Source organism: Microbaculum marinisediminis, assembly GCF_025397915.1.
GTDB classification, from domain to species: domain Bacteria; phylum Pseudomonadota; class Alphaproteobacteria; order Rhizobiales; family Tepidamorphaceae; genus Microbaculum; species Microbaculum marinisediminis.
On the sequence record NZ_JALIDZ010000008.1, the window covers coordinates 1 to 14,206 of the forward strand.

A 14,206-nucleotide genomic window follows, 5' to 3' on the forward strand; every position below is an offset into this window, starting at 1 on the left:
CCGCGACGCCGTTTCCCCCCTGATACGCACGGCCGGGCGCCCATCTTGCACCTGTCGGCAGCGAACAGGACCGGTGCGATAGCAACACCGAGCAAAGACATCAGCAACGCTTGCGGGCGCGATGTCGCAATCGGGCAGCGCCGAGCGGTTTTCATTGACTTTTTCGCCGGAATACTGTTTCGCATGGTCGGCCGCAGTCGCGGCGCAACGAGGATGTAAGGCGATGGCCCCGACGGTCGCCACCAAAGCGACGACCAAAACGGTCACCAAACCGGGCACCGGCACCACCGGCGCCTGACCGTTCGCTCGTCCCCGGTCCCTCTCCCCGGCGGGGCGAGAGGGCGGGCCCCGAGCCGGCAATGGCCGGTTTGAGGCGACCCGACCCGCGGGGAGAGACGGGACCAGCTTCAAGATCAGAACTGCTGGAAGGCTTCAGGAGACTTAACCGATGGGTTATTCGGTCGCTGTCGTCGGTGCCACGGGCAATGTGGGCCGCGAAATGCTCAATATCCTCGCCGAGCGGGATTTCCCCGCCGACGAGGTCTATGCCGTCGCGTCGCGTCGTTCGCTCGGCACCGAGGTCTCGTTCGGCGACAAGACCCTGAAGTGCAAGGACCTCGAGCAGTTCGACTTCTCGGGCGTCGATTTCTGCCTGATGTCGGCCGGCGGTTCGGTCTCCAAGGAATGGTCGCCGAGGATCGGCGCCAAGGGCTGTCTCGTCATCGACAATTCCTCGGCCTTCCGCTACGACGCGGACGTCCCGCTGATCGTGCCGGAAGTGAACGCCGACGCGGTTGCCGGCTTCACCAAGCGCAACATCATCGCCAATCCGAACTGCTCGACCGCCCAGCTCGTCGTGGCGCTGAAGCCGCTGCACGACGTTGCCCGGATCAAACGCGTCGTCGTCGCCACCTACCAGTCTGTTTCCGGCGCCGGCAAGGATGCGATGGACGAGCTGTGGACCCAGACCCGCGGCATCTTCGTCACCGACGCGCCCGAGCCAAAGAAGTTCACCAAGCAGATCGCCTTCAACGTCATTCCTCACATCGACGTCTTCATGGAAGACGGCCAGACCAAGGAGGAATGGAAGATGGTCGCCGAGACCAAGAAGATGATCGATCCGAAGATCAAGCTGACCGCGACCTGCGTGCGCGTGCCGGTCTTCGTCGGCCACTCCGAGGCCATCAACATCGAGTTCGAGAAGCCGATCACGCCGGAGGAAGCCCGCGAGATCCTGCGCACGGCGCCGGGCGTGCTCGTCGTCGACAAGCGCGAGGACGGCGGCTACGTCACGCCGGTCGAATGCGTCGGCGATTTCGCCACCTTCGTCTCCCGCATCCGCGAGGACGCGACGGTCGAGAACGGGCTGAACCTGTGGGTCGTCTCCGACAACCTGCGCAAGGGCGCCGCGCTGAACACCGTCCAGATCGCCGAGACCGTGATCAACCGCGGCCTTCTGAAGAAGGCGGCCTGAGGCCCGAGGGACGGAACCGGTCCCTTTCGCACGTCATGCCCGGACTTGATCCGGGCGTGACATGCCACTTCGCCAAGATTGCCGGGGCAGACCCGGCCCCGGTCAGGATCGGCAATAACGTGTCGACGAACGGCCGCGCCTACGCGTCTTCAGCCGGCGCAACCGCCTCGAAGCGTCCCGTCTCCGGATCGAGGATCCGCAATTCGCCGGTGGCGATGCCGAAATGGGCGCCATGCAGCGTGACCTCGCCGGCTTCGACCTTCTCGCGCACGAACGGGAACGTCGTCAGGTTCTTCAGCGAGCGGCGAACCACCACTTCCTCGACCGCGCGCTGCATGTCGGCATCGGCGAGGTCCTTGTCCGTCGCCTCGGCCTCCGACTGCGACCCGCTCAGGAGATCAATCCACGGACCGATGAAATCGCCGCGGATCTCCTCGAGCTGCCGGCCCTTGAGATAGGCCGCGATGCCCCCGCACAGCGAATGGCCGAGAACAACGATATCCGGCACCATCAGCTCGCGCACTGCGAATTCGATCGCCGCGCTGGTCGAGTGGTGCGCGTCGTCGGGCGCGTAGGGCGGCACGATGTTGGCGACGTTGCGGACGACGAACAGCTCGCCCGGCCGCGTGGAAAACACGGTCTCCGGAGCCGCGCGCGAGTCGCAACAGCCGATCACCATGGCGCGGGGCGCCTGCCCGAGCTTCGCGAGCTGGGCGAGCCGGCCGCGTTCCTCCGGCAGCCGTTCGCCGGCGTAACGCCGGTAGCCGTTAATCAGATCGGCTGGAAAGGGCATTGTTGACCTCTTTTGTTGTGTTGCAGCGCAATATCCCGCTACGGATTTATGTCAGGGCGGCCAGTTTGGAAAGATCAACGTTGCCGCCGCACACCAGAACACCCACCCGTTCGCCGGGCGCCGGCTTGTAGGCTCCGGCCAGGAGCGCGGCCAGCGCAGCCGCGCCGCCGGGTTCCGCGGCAACCCTGAGGCGGTCCCACAAGCAACGCTGCGCCTGCGCGATGGCGCCGTCGGGCACCAGCGCCACGCCGTCGACATGGGCCCTGCAGATCTCGAAGTTCAACGCACCGACGCTGCGCGCGCCAAGCGAATCCGCGGCAAGGCCGGAAACCGAAACGTCGACCGGACGGCCGGCCTTGAGCGCCGCGTGCAGGGCGCAGGAGGTTTCGGGCTCGACGCCGACCACCTTGACCCGGCCGGCATACCAGGCGGCGATGCCGGAAATCAGACCGCCGCCGCCGACGGCGACCAGAACCGTGTCGAGATGTCCGTCCTGCTTCTGCCATTCGAGAGCGACGGTGCCCTGCCCGGCGATGGTCTCCTCCGCGTCATAGGCGTGAATGCCGACCGCGCCGGTCTTCGCCATGAACGCCTCGCAGCGCTCCAGCGCGTCGGCATAGGCAGCCCCCTCGACCACGACGTCGGCACCGAATCCCTTGATCCGCGCGATCTTCACCGGGCTCGAAATTTCCGGCACGAAGATATGGGCGGGAATGCCGAGCGCCTGCGCCGCATAGGCGACCGCCGCGCCATGGTTGCCGCCCGACGCGGCCGCGACGCCCGCCGCCGGCACCTGCCGCGACAACAGGGTATTGAACGCGCCGCGCGCCTTGAACGATCCGGAATGCTGGGTGAGCTCGAGCTTCAGGCATACCGGATTGGACGTATCGAAGGCCGCCGCCTCCACCTCCATCACCGGAGTGCGGCGCACGCGGCCGACGATCCGCTCGTAGGCGGCCTCGATGTCTGCGGACCCGAGCATGACTTGAACTCCCGAGCCACCTCGTAACCGGGGAGCGCCGCCGACGCAACGTCTCGGTTTAGGCGCGGATCGCCATTTCGAGGCCGAACGCGTCCCGTGGCGGCACGTCCGGATAGCAGGCCGCCTGCCCGTCGAGGATGCGCCGGGCCGTCCACGCGGTCGCGCAGGCATCGAGGAAATCGTCGGCCGCCGCCGGCTTCGGCGGCCTGCGTCCGGTGTCCAGGAAATCGGTCGGGAAACCGGCCGCCCGCAGCAGGCCGCGCCGCTCCTCCAGCCCCTCCGGATTGACGCGGCTCTTGATCTTCTTCGGCCACGAAGCGGGCTTTCCGCCGTTCATGTGCAGGAAGCAGACCTCCGGATGGGTCTCGAAGACGCGGTCCCGCTGCTGCGGCCGCTCCCGCAGCAGCAGATCGATTTCCCGGATCTTGGCGAACAGATGAAAGGCCTGCTTTGAGACGCGCCGCGGCGGTTCGGAGTTCGCCGCGGCAAGGGCGCAGGCCCTGCGATAGTCGGTCTCCATGACCGCCGCGCGCGCAGGGATCGAGAACACGCTCGACTGGCGGGGCCCAAGATGCCTGCGCACCGCGATTTCGCAGGCCCGCCCGGCCCCGACCAGCCTGTCCGGCAGCCCGATCGGCATGTCGACACCGATGACGACGGGGTCCTCCGGCAGGTCTAGTACATCGGAAAAGCGCGGGCGCACCGCCACCCGCGGCCCGTCGGTGTCGCTGGTATCGAGAAGGACCGCGATCCAGCCGCCAGGACAGCCGTCCACGCCGGCGACCCAGCGCGCCGTCATAGCATCGTCACCTCGGCGGTCGTCTTCGGCGACGCGATCAGTTTTTGCGCGGCGACGACGGCAAGTTCGTCGCGGCCCGCCCTCGCGGTGATCGCAAGCACGTCGTGAACGATCGCGGAGGCCGTCGCCACGGCCGGCACGATATCCCCGCCGCCGATGGTCTCGCCGAGGATGAGCCCGGCGAGCAGATCGCCCGTACCGTGCACGTGAACGTCGACCGTCGGCGTTTCGACGCGCACGGCGATATCCTCGGTGATGACGATGTTCGCCGACCGACCGTCGCCACTCGCGGGCGCGGACGTGACGACGACGATGGGGACCGGAAGCTTGCGTGCCAGCTTCACGATCTCGGCCTCTTCGAGGCTCGGCGCCTTCCTGATCCGCTTCGGCGCCGTGAGGGCCACCAGTTCGGTGACGTTGGGCGTCGCGATATCGGCCATCGGCACCAGGTTCGCGCGAATTTCGTCGACGATCAGCGGATCGACATAGAGCTGGCCGTTGTCGCCGACGATCGGGTCGAGCAGCATCGGGATTCCCTCGCGATAGGCCCGCGCTTCGGCGACGAGGCCGGCGATGGCGACGGCCTGGGGCGCCAGCGCGACATAACCGGCGAGCACCCCGTCCACCGGATGGGGGCTCGGCGAGCCGAGGATGTCTTGCCCCATCGCCAGGATATCGGGCATCTCCGCTCTGGAAACGTCCCGGGCATGACCGGGATGATGGGCGAGGATCACGGTCGGCAGCGCAACCACGTCGATGCCGCGGCGCATCAGCGGAAAGCGGATCGCCGCGTTGCCGACATGTCCGCGGGCGACCCAGGAGGAAATGGACAGAAGCGTCGCCATCGAAGTCCCGCGCTCAGATCACTGCGAGTTCGCGCACCGGCCGGCGCGCCGCGATACGATCATAGCCGAATATGGAGAGGTCCAGCGTGTCGTAGCGGCTGAGCACTATAAGCTCGGCGACCGCCCGTCCAGCCGCCGGCGCCTGTTGCAGGCCATGGCCGGAGAAGCCGTTGGCGAAGATCAGGTTCGGCATGTCGGGATGCGGACCGATGATCGCGTTCTGGTCGAGCGAATTGTAGTCGTAGTGTCCGGCCCAGGCGCGTTCCATCTTGATCGCCTCGAAGGCGGGCACGCGTTCGGCCAGGGCGGGCCAGATGATCTCCTCGAACAGAGGATAGTCGACCTCGAGATCGTCGGTCTCCGGATCCTCGGTCTCGGGCGGCGAGATGCCGGTGATGTAGACGTCGCCCTCCGGCCGCACCCAGACGCCGGAGATATCGACCATCAACGGCATCGCACCGACGGCGTCCCGGCATCGGAACACGAAGACCGATCGCTTGCGCGGGCCGACCGGAAGCGCCAGACCGGCAAGTCGCGCCACGTGCCCGGCCTGCGGCCCGGCGGCATTGACGAGCGTCCCGCAGGCGATGCGTCGTCCGTCGGCCAGGTGCACGGCCTCGATATGGCCGGTCGCGCTGTCGATCGCCGTGACCTTGCCCTCGATATAGTCCGCACCGGCCGCCCGTGCGCCGGACTTGAGGAGCTGCAGCAGCGCGTGGGCGTCGAACCAGCCCTCGCCCGACAGCCCCAGCGAACCCAGCGCAACGCCGTCCGTCGACAGCCACGGAAAGCGGCGCCCGAGCGCGTCCGGCTCCAGCAGCACGACATCCGCGCCCTCTGCCCGCTGCACCGCGTGATTGGCTTCCAGCACCGACCGGCCCGCACCGGACGCGAGCAGCAGATAGCCCGCCTCGCGAAAGGCAACGTCCGATTCGGCGCCGAAACGGCTCTCAAGCCCTGCTAGGAACGCAAGCCCGAAACGGGACATCCGGATGTTCTCGGGCGTCGAGAATTGCTGGCGGATGGAGGCCGCCGAAAGGGTCGTGGCGGCGCGCGAATAGGTCGGGTCGCGCTCGATCACGGCGACCGAGCCGGAAAATCCCAGCTCGCCCTTCAGGAACCAGGCAATGGCGCTGCCGACAACCGCGCCACCGATGATGACCACGTCATAGTTCGATCGCGTCACGTCTCGCCCCCCATGACACCGGCGGGAAAGGTGACACAGGCCGCCCGCGCGAGCCAGAGCCCTTTGTGTCCAGACAGGTTCCGTTTGCCGATAGGTTCCATTTGGACGGGAACGGCTCTAGTGTGCACCGCAAAATCGACCGTGACGGGGTAAAAGACGTGACAAAGACCATCCGCCCGCGCCGCAGCGTGCTCTACATGCCCGGTTCCAACGAGCGCGCGCTTGAGAAGGCCCGGACCCTTCCCGCCGACGCGCTGATCCTCGATCTGGAGGACGCCGTGTCCCCGGACATGAAGGCGGCGGCCCGCGCCCAGGTCGCCGAAGCCGTCAAGTCCGGATCCTACGGGTCGCGCGAGCTGATCATCCGCATCAACGCCCTCGACACCGAATGGGGCCACGACGACCTGGAGGCCGCGATCGAGGCCGGGCCCGACGCGATCCTCGTGCCCAAGCCGAACCGCGCCGCCGATCTCGACGCCGTCGCCCGCAAGGTCGAGATGGCCGGCAAGTCGATTCCGCTGTGGGCGATGATGGAGACGCCGCTCGGCCTCCTGAACATCCAGGAGATCGCCGGCTGCGCCGCCCATTCGCACGCGCCGCTGACGGCCTTCGTCATGGGCACCAACGACCTGGCCAAGGAAACGCGCGCCCGCTTCGTGCCCGGCCGCGCGCCGATGATGCCCTGGCTGGTGACCTCGATCCTCGCCGCCCGCGCCTACGGCCTCGACATCATCGACGGCGTCTACAACGACTTTCGCGATACCGACGGCTTCATGGCCGAATGCCAGCAGGCCCGCGATCTCGGCATGGACGGCAAGACCCTGATCCATCCCGCCCAGGTCGCCGGCGCCAACGAGGCCTTCGCGCCCTCCGAAGCGGAAGTTTCGCAGGCCCGCAAGATCATCGCGGCTTTCGAGTTGCCCGAGAACAAGGGCAAGGGCGCGATCTCGCTCGACGGCCGCATGGTCGAGCTCCTGCACGCCGAGATGGCCGGGCGCACCGTGGCGCTCAGCGACGCGATCGAAGCCCGCGAAGGGGAGTGAGGCCATGACCAAGACCAACACCGGCCGCTTCTTCGAGGATTTCGTCGTCGGCGAGACGATCCACCACGCCACCCCGCGCACGGTGACCGCCGGCGACGTGGCGCTCTATACCGCACTCTACGGCTCGCGCTTCGCGGTCCAGTCGGCGGATGCCTTCGCCCGCGGCGTCGGCTATCCGCACGCCCCCGTCGACGACCTGCTGGTCTTCCACATCGTCTTCGGTAAGACCGTGCCCGACATCTCGCTCAACGCCGTGGCCAATCTCGGCTACGCCGGCTGCCGTTTCCTGCATGCGGTCTATCCCGGCGACACGCTGTCGGCGATCTCCGAGGTGATCGGCGTCAAGGAGAACTCGAACGGCAGGACCGGCGTCGTCTACGTCCGTACGCAGGGCTTCAAGCAGGACGGCACCGAGGTGCTCGACTACATCCGCTGGGTGATGGTCCGCAAGCGCGACGAAGCCTCTCCGGCGCCGGAAGCGGTCGTGCCGGAAGTGCCCGCCGCCCTCGCCGCCGACACGCTCGGCGACGCCGCGCCCGTCATCAGCGGCACCTATTGGGACGACCGGCTGTCGGGAAGCCCGCACCGGTTCGCCGACTATCTGCCCGGCGAGCGCATCGACCATGTCGACGGCATGACCGTCGAGGAGGCCGAGCACCAGATCGCCACGCGGCTCTATCAGAACACCGCCAAGGTGCATTTCAACCAGCACACCGAGGGCCAGGGCCGCTTCGGCCGGCGGCTCATCTACGGCGGCCACGTTATCAGTCTCGCCCGCGCGCTCTCCTTCAACGGCCTGGCCAACGCCTGGCATGTCGCCGCCATCAACGGCGGCCGGCACGTCGCGCCGCTCTTCGCCGGCGAGACGGTCTATGCGTGGTCGGAGGTGATCGATCGCGCCGAGCTTCCCGGCCGCGACGACATAGGCGCGCTGCGCCTGCGCACCATCGCCACCAAGGACCGCGCCTGCGCCGACTTCCCCCATGTCGACGCCGGGAACCGCTACGATCCGTCGGTGATCCTCGATCTCGACTACTGGGCGCTGATCCCGCGCTGACATCGCGACGGTCGGCGTAGCGCGCGACCCGGGATCGACAAGAAAACGACCGTGAACCGGGCCCGTCCGGCGGATCGGATCGTTATCCGCCCAGGATGGGCGGGCTCGACATGGCTTGCATACGTTAGGATGCGTTGCCAGCCGGGCAACTGGACGATAGAACGCAACGTGTAAAGGCAACAGCTGTCGGATTCGACGGCAAAGATGGCGGGAAGACCCGCAGAAAGCCATGGCAAACGCGAAACTCTCGGCCGAGCGGCCACTATCTCCCCATCTCCAGATTTTCCGGCCCATCGTCACGATGGTCATGTCGATCCTGCACCGGATCACCGGTGCCGCGCTCTATTTCGGCATGGCCCTGTTCGCATGGTGGCTGCTCGCGGCGGCCTACGGACCGCAGTACTTCAACTTCGTCAACGGTCTGTTCGGCTCGATCGTCGGCCAGATCGTCCTGTTCGGTTTCACCTGGGCGCTGATCCACCACATGCTCGGCGGCCTGCGCCACTTCGTCTGGGACCTCGGCCACGGTTTCTCGCTGAAGACCGCCAACGCCATGGCGTGGGCGACGATCATCGGCTCGGTATCGCTGACCATCCTGGTCTGGGTCGTCGGCTACGCGGTGAAGTGAGGAGATTCTAGCGATGCGCACCCCTCTCGGCCGCGTTCGCGGCCTCGGCTCCGCCAAGGACGGCACCGAACATTTCTGGAAGCAGCGGCTGACCGCGCTGGCCAACGTGCCGCTGACGGTCTTCTTCGTCCTGCTGGTCATCGTGCTCGCCGGCGACAAGTACAAGGTGGTCGCGGCCACCCTGTCCTCCCCGGTGATCGCCATCCTGCTCCTGCTCGCCGTCCTGTCGGTGGTGACGCACATGAAGCTCGGCATGCAGGTGATCATCGAGGACTACGTCCACGGCGAGACCAGCAAGCTGCTGCTGATCGTGGCCAATACCTTCTTCTGCGCGATCGTCGGCCTGTCCGCCGCGTTCGCTATACTCAAGCTCGCCTTCGGAGGCTGACATGGCAAAGAACGGTGAGACCGGCGGCAACGGCATGGCCGTGCCGAGCGTCAACGGCCGCGAATATCCCTTCATCGACCACACCTTCGACGTCGTGGTCGTCGGCGCCGGCGGGTCCGGTCTGCGCGCCGCGCTCGGCGCGGCGGAAGCCGGGCTGAAGACGGCCTGCGTCACCAAGGTGTTTCCGACCAGAAGCCACACGGTCGCGGCCCAGGGCGGCATCGCCGCCTCACTCGGCAATATGGGCGCGGACGACTGGCGCTGGCACATGTACGACACCGTCAAGGGCTCCGACTGGCTCGGCGACCAGGACGCCATCGAATATCTGTGCCGCCACGCGCCGGCCGCCGTCTACGAGCTCGAGCACTACGGCCTGCCGTTCTCGCGCACCGAGGACGGCAAGATCTACCAGCGCCCGTTCGGCGGCATGACCACCCATTTCGGCGAAGGCATCGCCCAGCGCACCTGCGCCGCGGCCGACCGCACCGGCCATGCCATGCTGCACACGCTGTACGGCCAGTCGCTGCGGCACGCCACCGAGTTCTTCATCGAATATTTCGCCATCGACCTGATCATGGAAGACGGCGCCTGCCGCGGCGTCGTGGCCCTGTGCCTCGATGACGGCACGCTGCACCGCTTCCGGGCCCATAAGACGATCCTGGCGACCGGCGGATACGGCCGCGCCTACTTCTCCTGCACCTCGGCGCACACCTGCACGGGTGATGGCGGCGGCATGGTGCTGCGCGCCGGCCTGCCGCTTCAGGACATGGAATTCGTCCAGTTCCACCCGACCGGCATCTACGGCGCCGGCTGCCTGATCACCGAGGGCTCGCGCGGCGAAGGCGGCTATCTGGTCAATTCGGAAGGCGAGCGCTTCATGGAGCGCTATGCCCCGCACGCCAAGGACCTGGCCTCGCGCGACGTCGTCTCGCGCGCGATGACCATCGAGATCCGCGAAGGTCGCGGCGTCGGCAAGAGCAACGACCACATCTTCCTGCACCTCGATCACCTCGATCCGAAGGTGCTGGCCGAGCGCCTGCCCGGCATCTCGGAATCCGCGCGCGTCTTCGCCGGCGTCGACGTCACCAAGGAACCGATCCCGGTGCTGCCGACCGTCCACTACAACATGGGCGGCATCCCGACGAACTATCACGGCGAGGTACTGACGAAGGACGGCGACAACCCGGACGCGGTGGTGCCCGGCCTGATGGCCATCGGCGAAGCGGCCTGCGTCTCCGTTCACGGCGCCAACCGCCTCGGCTCCAACTCGCTGATCGACCTTGTGGTGTTCGGCCGCGCCGCCGGCCTGCGCTGCGCCGAGACGATCACGCACGGCGAGAAGCATCCCGACCTGCCGAAGGACGCCGGCCAGAACTCTATCGAGCGGCTCGACCACTTCCGCTACGCCGACGGCGGCACGCCGACGGCCGAGCTGCGCCTGAACATGCAGAAGGTCATGCAGACCAACTGCGCGGTGTTCCGCACCGGCGATATCCTCGCCGAGGGCAAGGATCTGATCCATCAGGTCTGGAAGGCGTCCGCCGACGTCAAGGTCACCGACCGCTCGCTGATCTGGAACACCGATCTCGTCGAAACGCTGGAGTTCGACAACCTGATCACCCAGGCCGTCGTCACCATGGACGGCGCGGCGAACCGGACCGAGAGCCGGGGCGCGCACGCCCGCGAGGACTATCCCGACCGTGACGACAAGATCTGGATGAAGCACACGCTCGCGTGGGCCGATCAGGCGAACCACCAGGTCACGATCGACTATCGCCCGGTCCACTCCTACACGATGTCCAACGACATCCAGTACATCGAGCCCAAGGCCCGGGTTTACTGAGGCCGGGAACGCACGCGATGGCGACCGCCATGACGCAAATCCTGCCGACCGGCCCTTCCGGGGCCGCGACCGGGTTCGGCTGCCGCCGGCCCGGCGTGGTCGCGCGGGCCCTGTGGCGCGTCGCCGATTCCCGGCGCCTGTCGCCGCGTCACCGTGCCCGTTTCCGTCTTCTGCTCGCCCGCCTCGCGCCGGGTCCTTTCGACATCGAGGCCGAGGCTATCCGCCTGCGCGCCTATCCCGCCGACAACCATTCCGACCGCGTCGCCATGGCGCGTGGCCGTCTGCCCGATCGGGACGAACGCGCCGCGATCGCGCCGTTCCTCGAGCGGGGCGGCACGCTCGTCGATGTCGGCGCCAATATCGGTCTCTACGCCCTGTGGGCGGCCAGGCGCCTCGGCCCCTCGGGCCGGGTGATCGCGATCGAGCCGCATCCCGGCACCGCCGACCGCCTGGCCTTCAACATCGCCGCCAACGGGCTGGCCAACATCCGCATCGTCCGCGCCGCCGCGGGTGCCTCGGAAGGAACCGCGGCGCTGCACGCGAGCGCCGGCGGCAATGTCGGTCAGTCCTCACTGATCGAGGACGTCGCCTTCCGGCCCGAGGGCCGCTTCGACGTACCGGTCCGCCCGCTCCTCGATATCCTTTCCGACGCCGGCGTTTCCGCGATCGACGTCCTCAAGGTCGATATCGAGGGCTACGAGGACCGCGCGCTGGTGCCGTTCCTGCGCGTCGCGCCCGACACGCTTCTGCCCCGCGCCGTGCTGGTCGAGACGGATGTCTCGGAGCGCTGGGAAACCGATTGCCTTGCCGCGCTGGCCGCGCGCGGTTATGAGCCTTTGACGAAGACCGCGGCCAACACAGTCTTAATCCGAGAGCGGGTTTAGTCCCCGCCCGAGTGCACGCCGACAGGTCGTACAGGAGCCGATATGGTCCAGCTCACGCTTCCCAAGAACTCGCAGATCACCGAGGGCAAGGTCTGGCCGAAGCCCGAGGGCGCCAAGCGCGTCCGCGAGCTGCGCATCTACCGCTGGAACCCGGACGACGGCCAGAACCCGCGCGTCGACACCTACTATGTCGACCTCGACGACTGTGGCCCGATGGTTCTCGACGCCATTCTGTGGATCAAGAACAACGTCGATCCGACGCTGACGCTGCGCCGCTCCTGCCGCGAGGGCGTCTGCGGCTCCTGCGCCATGAACATCGACGGCATGAACACGCTGGCCTGCACCAAGGGCATGGACGAAGTGGACGGCGCGGTGAAGGTCTATCCGCTGCCGCACATGCCGGTGGTCAAGGACCTGGTGCCGGACCTCACCGAGTTCTACGCCCAGCACCGCTCGATCGAGCCGTGGCTGCAGACCACCACGCCGCAGCCGGAGAAGGAATGGCGCCAGAGCCACGAGGACCGCGAGAAGCTCGACGGCCTCTACGAATGCATCCTGTGCGCCTGCTGCTCGACGTCGTGCCCGTCCTACTGGTGGAACGGCGACCGCTATCTCGGCCCCGCCGTGCTGCTTCAGGCGCAGCGCTGGATCGTCGACAGCCGCGACGAGGCAACCGGGGAACGTCTCGACAACCTCGAGGACCCGTTCCGCCTGTATCGCTGCCACACCATCATGAACTGCGCGCAGACCTGCCCGAAGCATCTCAACCCCGCCAAGGCGATCGCCGACATCAAGAAGAAGATGGTCGAACGGCGGATGTAGGTCAGGGTCCGGACGCCGGCCCGGCGTCCGGCCGCAAACCCGGGACAGGCCACGTCCCGGGCCACCTTCCAATCCTGGATCACATCCAGGACATGAAGCTGTCTGTAAAATACAGGCTCATCCCGATACAGAACCCGCGTGCCCCGGCCCCGATCCGAGGCCCATAGCGGCACCCGGGTCAGATCTCGCGATCGGCCACGTCATTCCGGCAGTCGGTTGGCGACTACCCCGGGATCGGGTGCCCGGGCATCAGCTCGTAGGGGTGCTTCCAGTTCGGCAGCGCCTTCACCCGGTCCAGCCAGCGGGCGATGGCCGGGTAGCTCTCGGCGAAATTCACGCCGATCTCGTCCTCGAAGAACAGGTAGCCGCACAGCGACAGGTCGGCGATGGTCGCCCGGTTCAGGGCGACCCAGTCCCGGTCCGCGAGATGGGCGGCAAGCACCGAGAAGGCCGCCTTCATCCGGCCCCCGAGGAACTCCAGCACCTCCGCGTTCGGCTCCTTCACGAAGGTCTTCATGAACCGGTAGGTCGCGGTGTAACTGCTGAACTTGTGATTGTCGAACAGCAGCCAGCGCAGCACCTCGCGCCGCTCGTCGTCGTTTCGCCAGCCGTGCTTGCCCGTCTTCTCGGCGAGATAGTCGAGGATCACCCCGGACTGCGACAGCGTCGTGTTGCCATGCACCAGCACCGGCACCTCGCCCATCACGTTGATGCGCCGGTACTCGGGCGTGCGCGTCTCGCCGTTGAAGAAATCGACGAAGCGCGAGCCCCAGTCGCAGCCCGTCGTCTCCAGCATCAACGCTGCCTTGTAGGCGTTTCCGGACTGGGCGAAGCAGTAGAGATGATACTCGGCCATTCGGGCGTCCGCGTTGGGGTCGTTGTTACCGGCTCATCGAAACGGCGCCGCCGAGATCGAGGCGCCCGTTGTACTGAGTGGCGCCTGCCTTGGCGAGGCGGGCGACCGGATTGCCCTCGTTGTCCTTCAGGACGACCAGGTTGCCCTCGATGTTCCAGGCGCCGACGCTGGTGAGTTCCGGCGACGAACAGCCGCGCGTCGAGGCGCGATAGCCGCCGGTCCAGCCGGTCAGCGTCACGAACAGCTGGCAGGAATCGCCGGGCCCGGCCAGCGCCCACTGGCCCAGCACGCTTTCCTTGGTCGGCGTTTCCTGCGCCGGCGGCAGCGCGGCCATTTGCTGCGTGTCCTGCATCGCGCCGTCCGCCTGCGAATCGAAGGGCGGCGGTGGCGGCGCCTCGGGGGTCTGGGTGTTCATGGCGCTCGGATCGGCCAGCGGCTGGTTCACGACCGAGCCTGCCGGCGCCGGCGGCAACGGGCGAACGCGCTGCGAATTGCTGCTGCACGCCGCCAGCGCCGGAAGCGCAAGGAGCAGAACGCCCAGTTTTGGGGTCAATCGTATCGACATATTTGTTTCCCGCCGCAGGTCCCTGAGGCGAGACCCTACAA

16 protein-coding genes are annotated in these 14,206 nt (G+C 67.3%); 8 read left to right on the forward strand and 8 right to left on the reverse strand.

The genetic code is table 11. The annotated features are described in order from the left end of the window. Positions 1-267: hypothetical protein (locus tag MUB46_RS16965; RefSeq protein ID WP_261617136.1), on the reverse strand; the 267-nt coding region annotated here is incomplete at its 3' end. A 181-nt stretch (positions 268-448) separates the two neighbouring features. Between MUB46_RS16965 and MUB46_RS16970 the strand changes: the two genes are divergently transcribed. Next, positions 449-1,474, forward strand: coding sequence for an aspartate-semialdehyde dehydrogenase (locus MUB46_RS16970; RefSeq protein WP_261617137.1), 1,026 nt, complete (start codon positions 449-451; stop codon positions 1,472-1,474). A 139-nt stretch (positions 1,475-1,613) separates the two neighbouring features. On the opposite strand, the gene MUB46_RS16975 is transcribed toward MUB46_RS16970, so the two are convergent. The 5 genes from MUB46_RS16975 to MUB46_RS16995 are packed head-to-tail and all read right to left on the reverse strand — an operon-like array spanning position 1,614 to position 6,079. Continuing rightward, the gene (locus tag MUB46_RS16975; protein ID WP_261617138.1) at positions 1,614-2,267 is read right to left on the reverse strand and encodes a carbonic anhydrase; all 654 of its coding nucleotides are present in this window, start codon (positions 2,265-2,267) and stop codon (positions 1,614-1,616) included. 46 nt (positions 2,268-2,313) lie between these two features. Then, complete coding sequence (locus MUB46_RS16980; RefSeq protein WP_261617139.1) at positions 2,314-3,249, reverse strand: threonine/serine dehydratase; 936 nt, start codon at positions 3,247-3,249, stop codon at positions 2,314-2,316. A 58-nt stretch (positions 3,250-3,307) separates the two neighbouring features. After that, positions 3,308-4,048: a DUF429 domain-containing protein gene (locus MUB46_RS16985; RefSeq protein WP_261617140.1), complete on the reverse strand. Its 741-nt coding sequence runs from the start codon at positions 4,046-4,048 to the stop codon at positions 3,308-3,310. Continuing rightward, positions 4,045-4,893, reverse strand: coding sequence for a bifunctional hydroxymethylpyrimidine kinase/phosphomethylpyrimidine kinase (locus MUB46_RS16990; protein ID WP_261617141.1), 849 nt, complete (start codon positions 4,891-4,893; stop codon positions 4,045-4,047). Before MUB46_RS16990 ends, MUB46_RS16985 begins: the two co-directional genes overlap by 4 nt. A gap of 13 nt (positions 4,894-4,906) precedes the next feature. Next, positions 4,907-6,079, reverse strand: coding sequence for an NAD(P)/FAD-dependent oxidoreductase (locus MUB46_RS16995; protein ID WP_261617142.1), 1,173 nt, complete (start codon positions 6,077-6,079; stop codon positions 4,907-4,909). Positions 6,080-6,237: 158 nt separating this feature from the next. Here MUB46_RS16995 and MUB46_RS17000 point away from each other — a divergent pair, with 158 nt between their 5' ends. The 7 genes from MUB46_RS17000 to MUB46_RS17030 all read left to right on the forward strand — a co-directional run bounded on the left by MUB46_RS17000 (position 6,238) and on the right by MUB46_RS17030 (position 12,744). After that, positions 6,238-7,122 (forward strand): HpcH/HpaI aldolase/citrate lyase family protein, encoded by an 885-nt coding sequence (locus MUB46_RS17000; protein ID WP_261617143.1) that lies wholly within the window; start codon positions 6,238-6,240, stop codon positions 7,120-7,122. A gap of 4 nt (positions 7,123-7,126) precedes the next feature. Beyond that, a complete protein-coding gene (locus MUB46_RS17005; protein WP_261617144.1) occupies positions 7,127-8,179 on the forward strand; it encodes a MaoC family dehydratase in 1,053 nt (350 codons plus the stop codon). Positions 8,180-8,408: 229 nt separating this feature from the next. Next, positions 8,409-8,807, forward strand: a complete 399-nt coding sequence (gene sdhC / locus MUB46_RS17010; protein WP_261617145.1) for a succinate dehydrogenase, cytochrome b556 subunit — start codon at positions 8,409-8,411, stop codon at positions 8,805-8,807. 13 nt (positions 8,808-8,820) lie between these two features. After that, entirely contained in the window at positions 8,821-9,195 is a 375-nt protein-coding gene (sdhD, locus tag MUB46_RS17015) for a succinate dehydrogenase, hydrophobic membrane anchor protein (protein WP_261617146.1), read from the forward strand. 1 nt (position 9,196) lies between these two features. Next, positions 9,197-11,038: a succinate dehydrogenase flavoprotein subunit gene (sdhA, locus tag MUB46_RS17020; RefSeq protein WP_261617147.1), complete on the forward strand. Its 1,842-nt coding sequence runs from the start codon at positions 9,197-9,199 to the stop codon at positions 11,036-11,038. Between the two features lie 17 nt (positions 11,039-11,055). Beyond that, positions 11,056-11,922 (forward strand): FkbM family methyltransferase, encoded by an 867-nt coding sequence (locus MUB46_RS17025; protein ID WP_261617148.1) that lies wholly within the window; start codon positions 11,056-11,058, stop codon positions 11,920-11,922. Positions 11,923-11,964: 42 nt separating this feature from the next. After that, positions 11,965-12,744: a succinate dehydrogenase iron-sulfur subunit gene (locus MUB46_RS17030; protein WP_261617149.1), complete on the forward strand. Its 780-nt coding sequence runs from the start codon at positions 11,965-11,967 to the stop codon at positions 12,742-12,744. 223 nt (positions 12,745-12,967) lie between these two features. On the opposite strand, the gene MUB46_RS17035 is transcribed toward MUB46_RS17030, so the two are convergent. Together MUB46_RS17035 and MUB46_RS17040 are read right to left on the reverse strand one after the other, a co-directional pair. Continuing rightward, entirely contained in the window at positions 12,968-13,600 is a 633-nt protein-coding gene (locus tag MUB46_RS17035; RefSeq protein WP_261617150.1) for a glutathione S-transferase family protein, read from the reverse strand. A gap of 25 nt (positions 13,601-13,625) precedes the next feature. After that, positions 13,626-14,165, reverse strand: a complete 540-nt coding sequence (locus MUB46_RS17040) for a protease inhibitor Inh/omp19 family protein (RefSeq protein ID WP_261617151.1) — start codon at positions 14,163-14,165, stop codon at positions 13,626-13,628. Positions 14,166-14,206 lie beyond the last annotated feature (41 nt).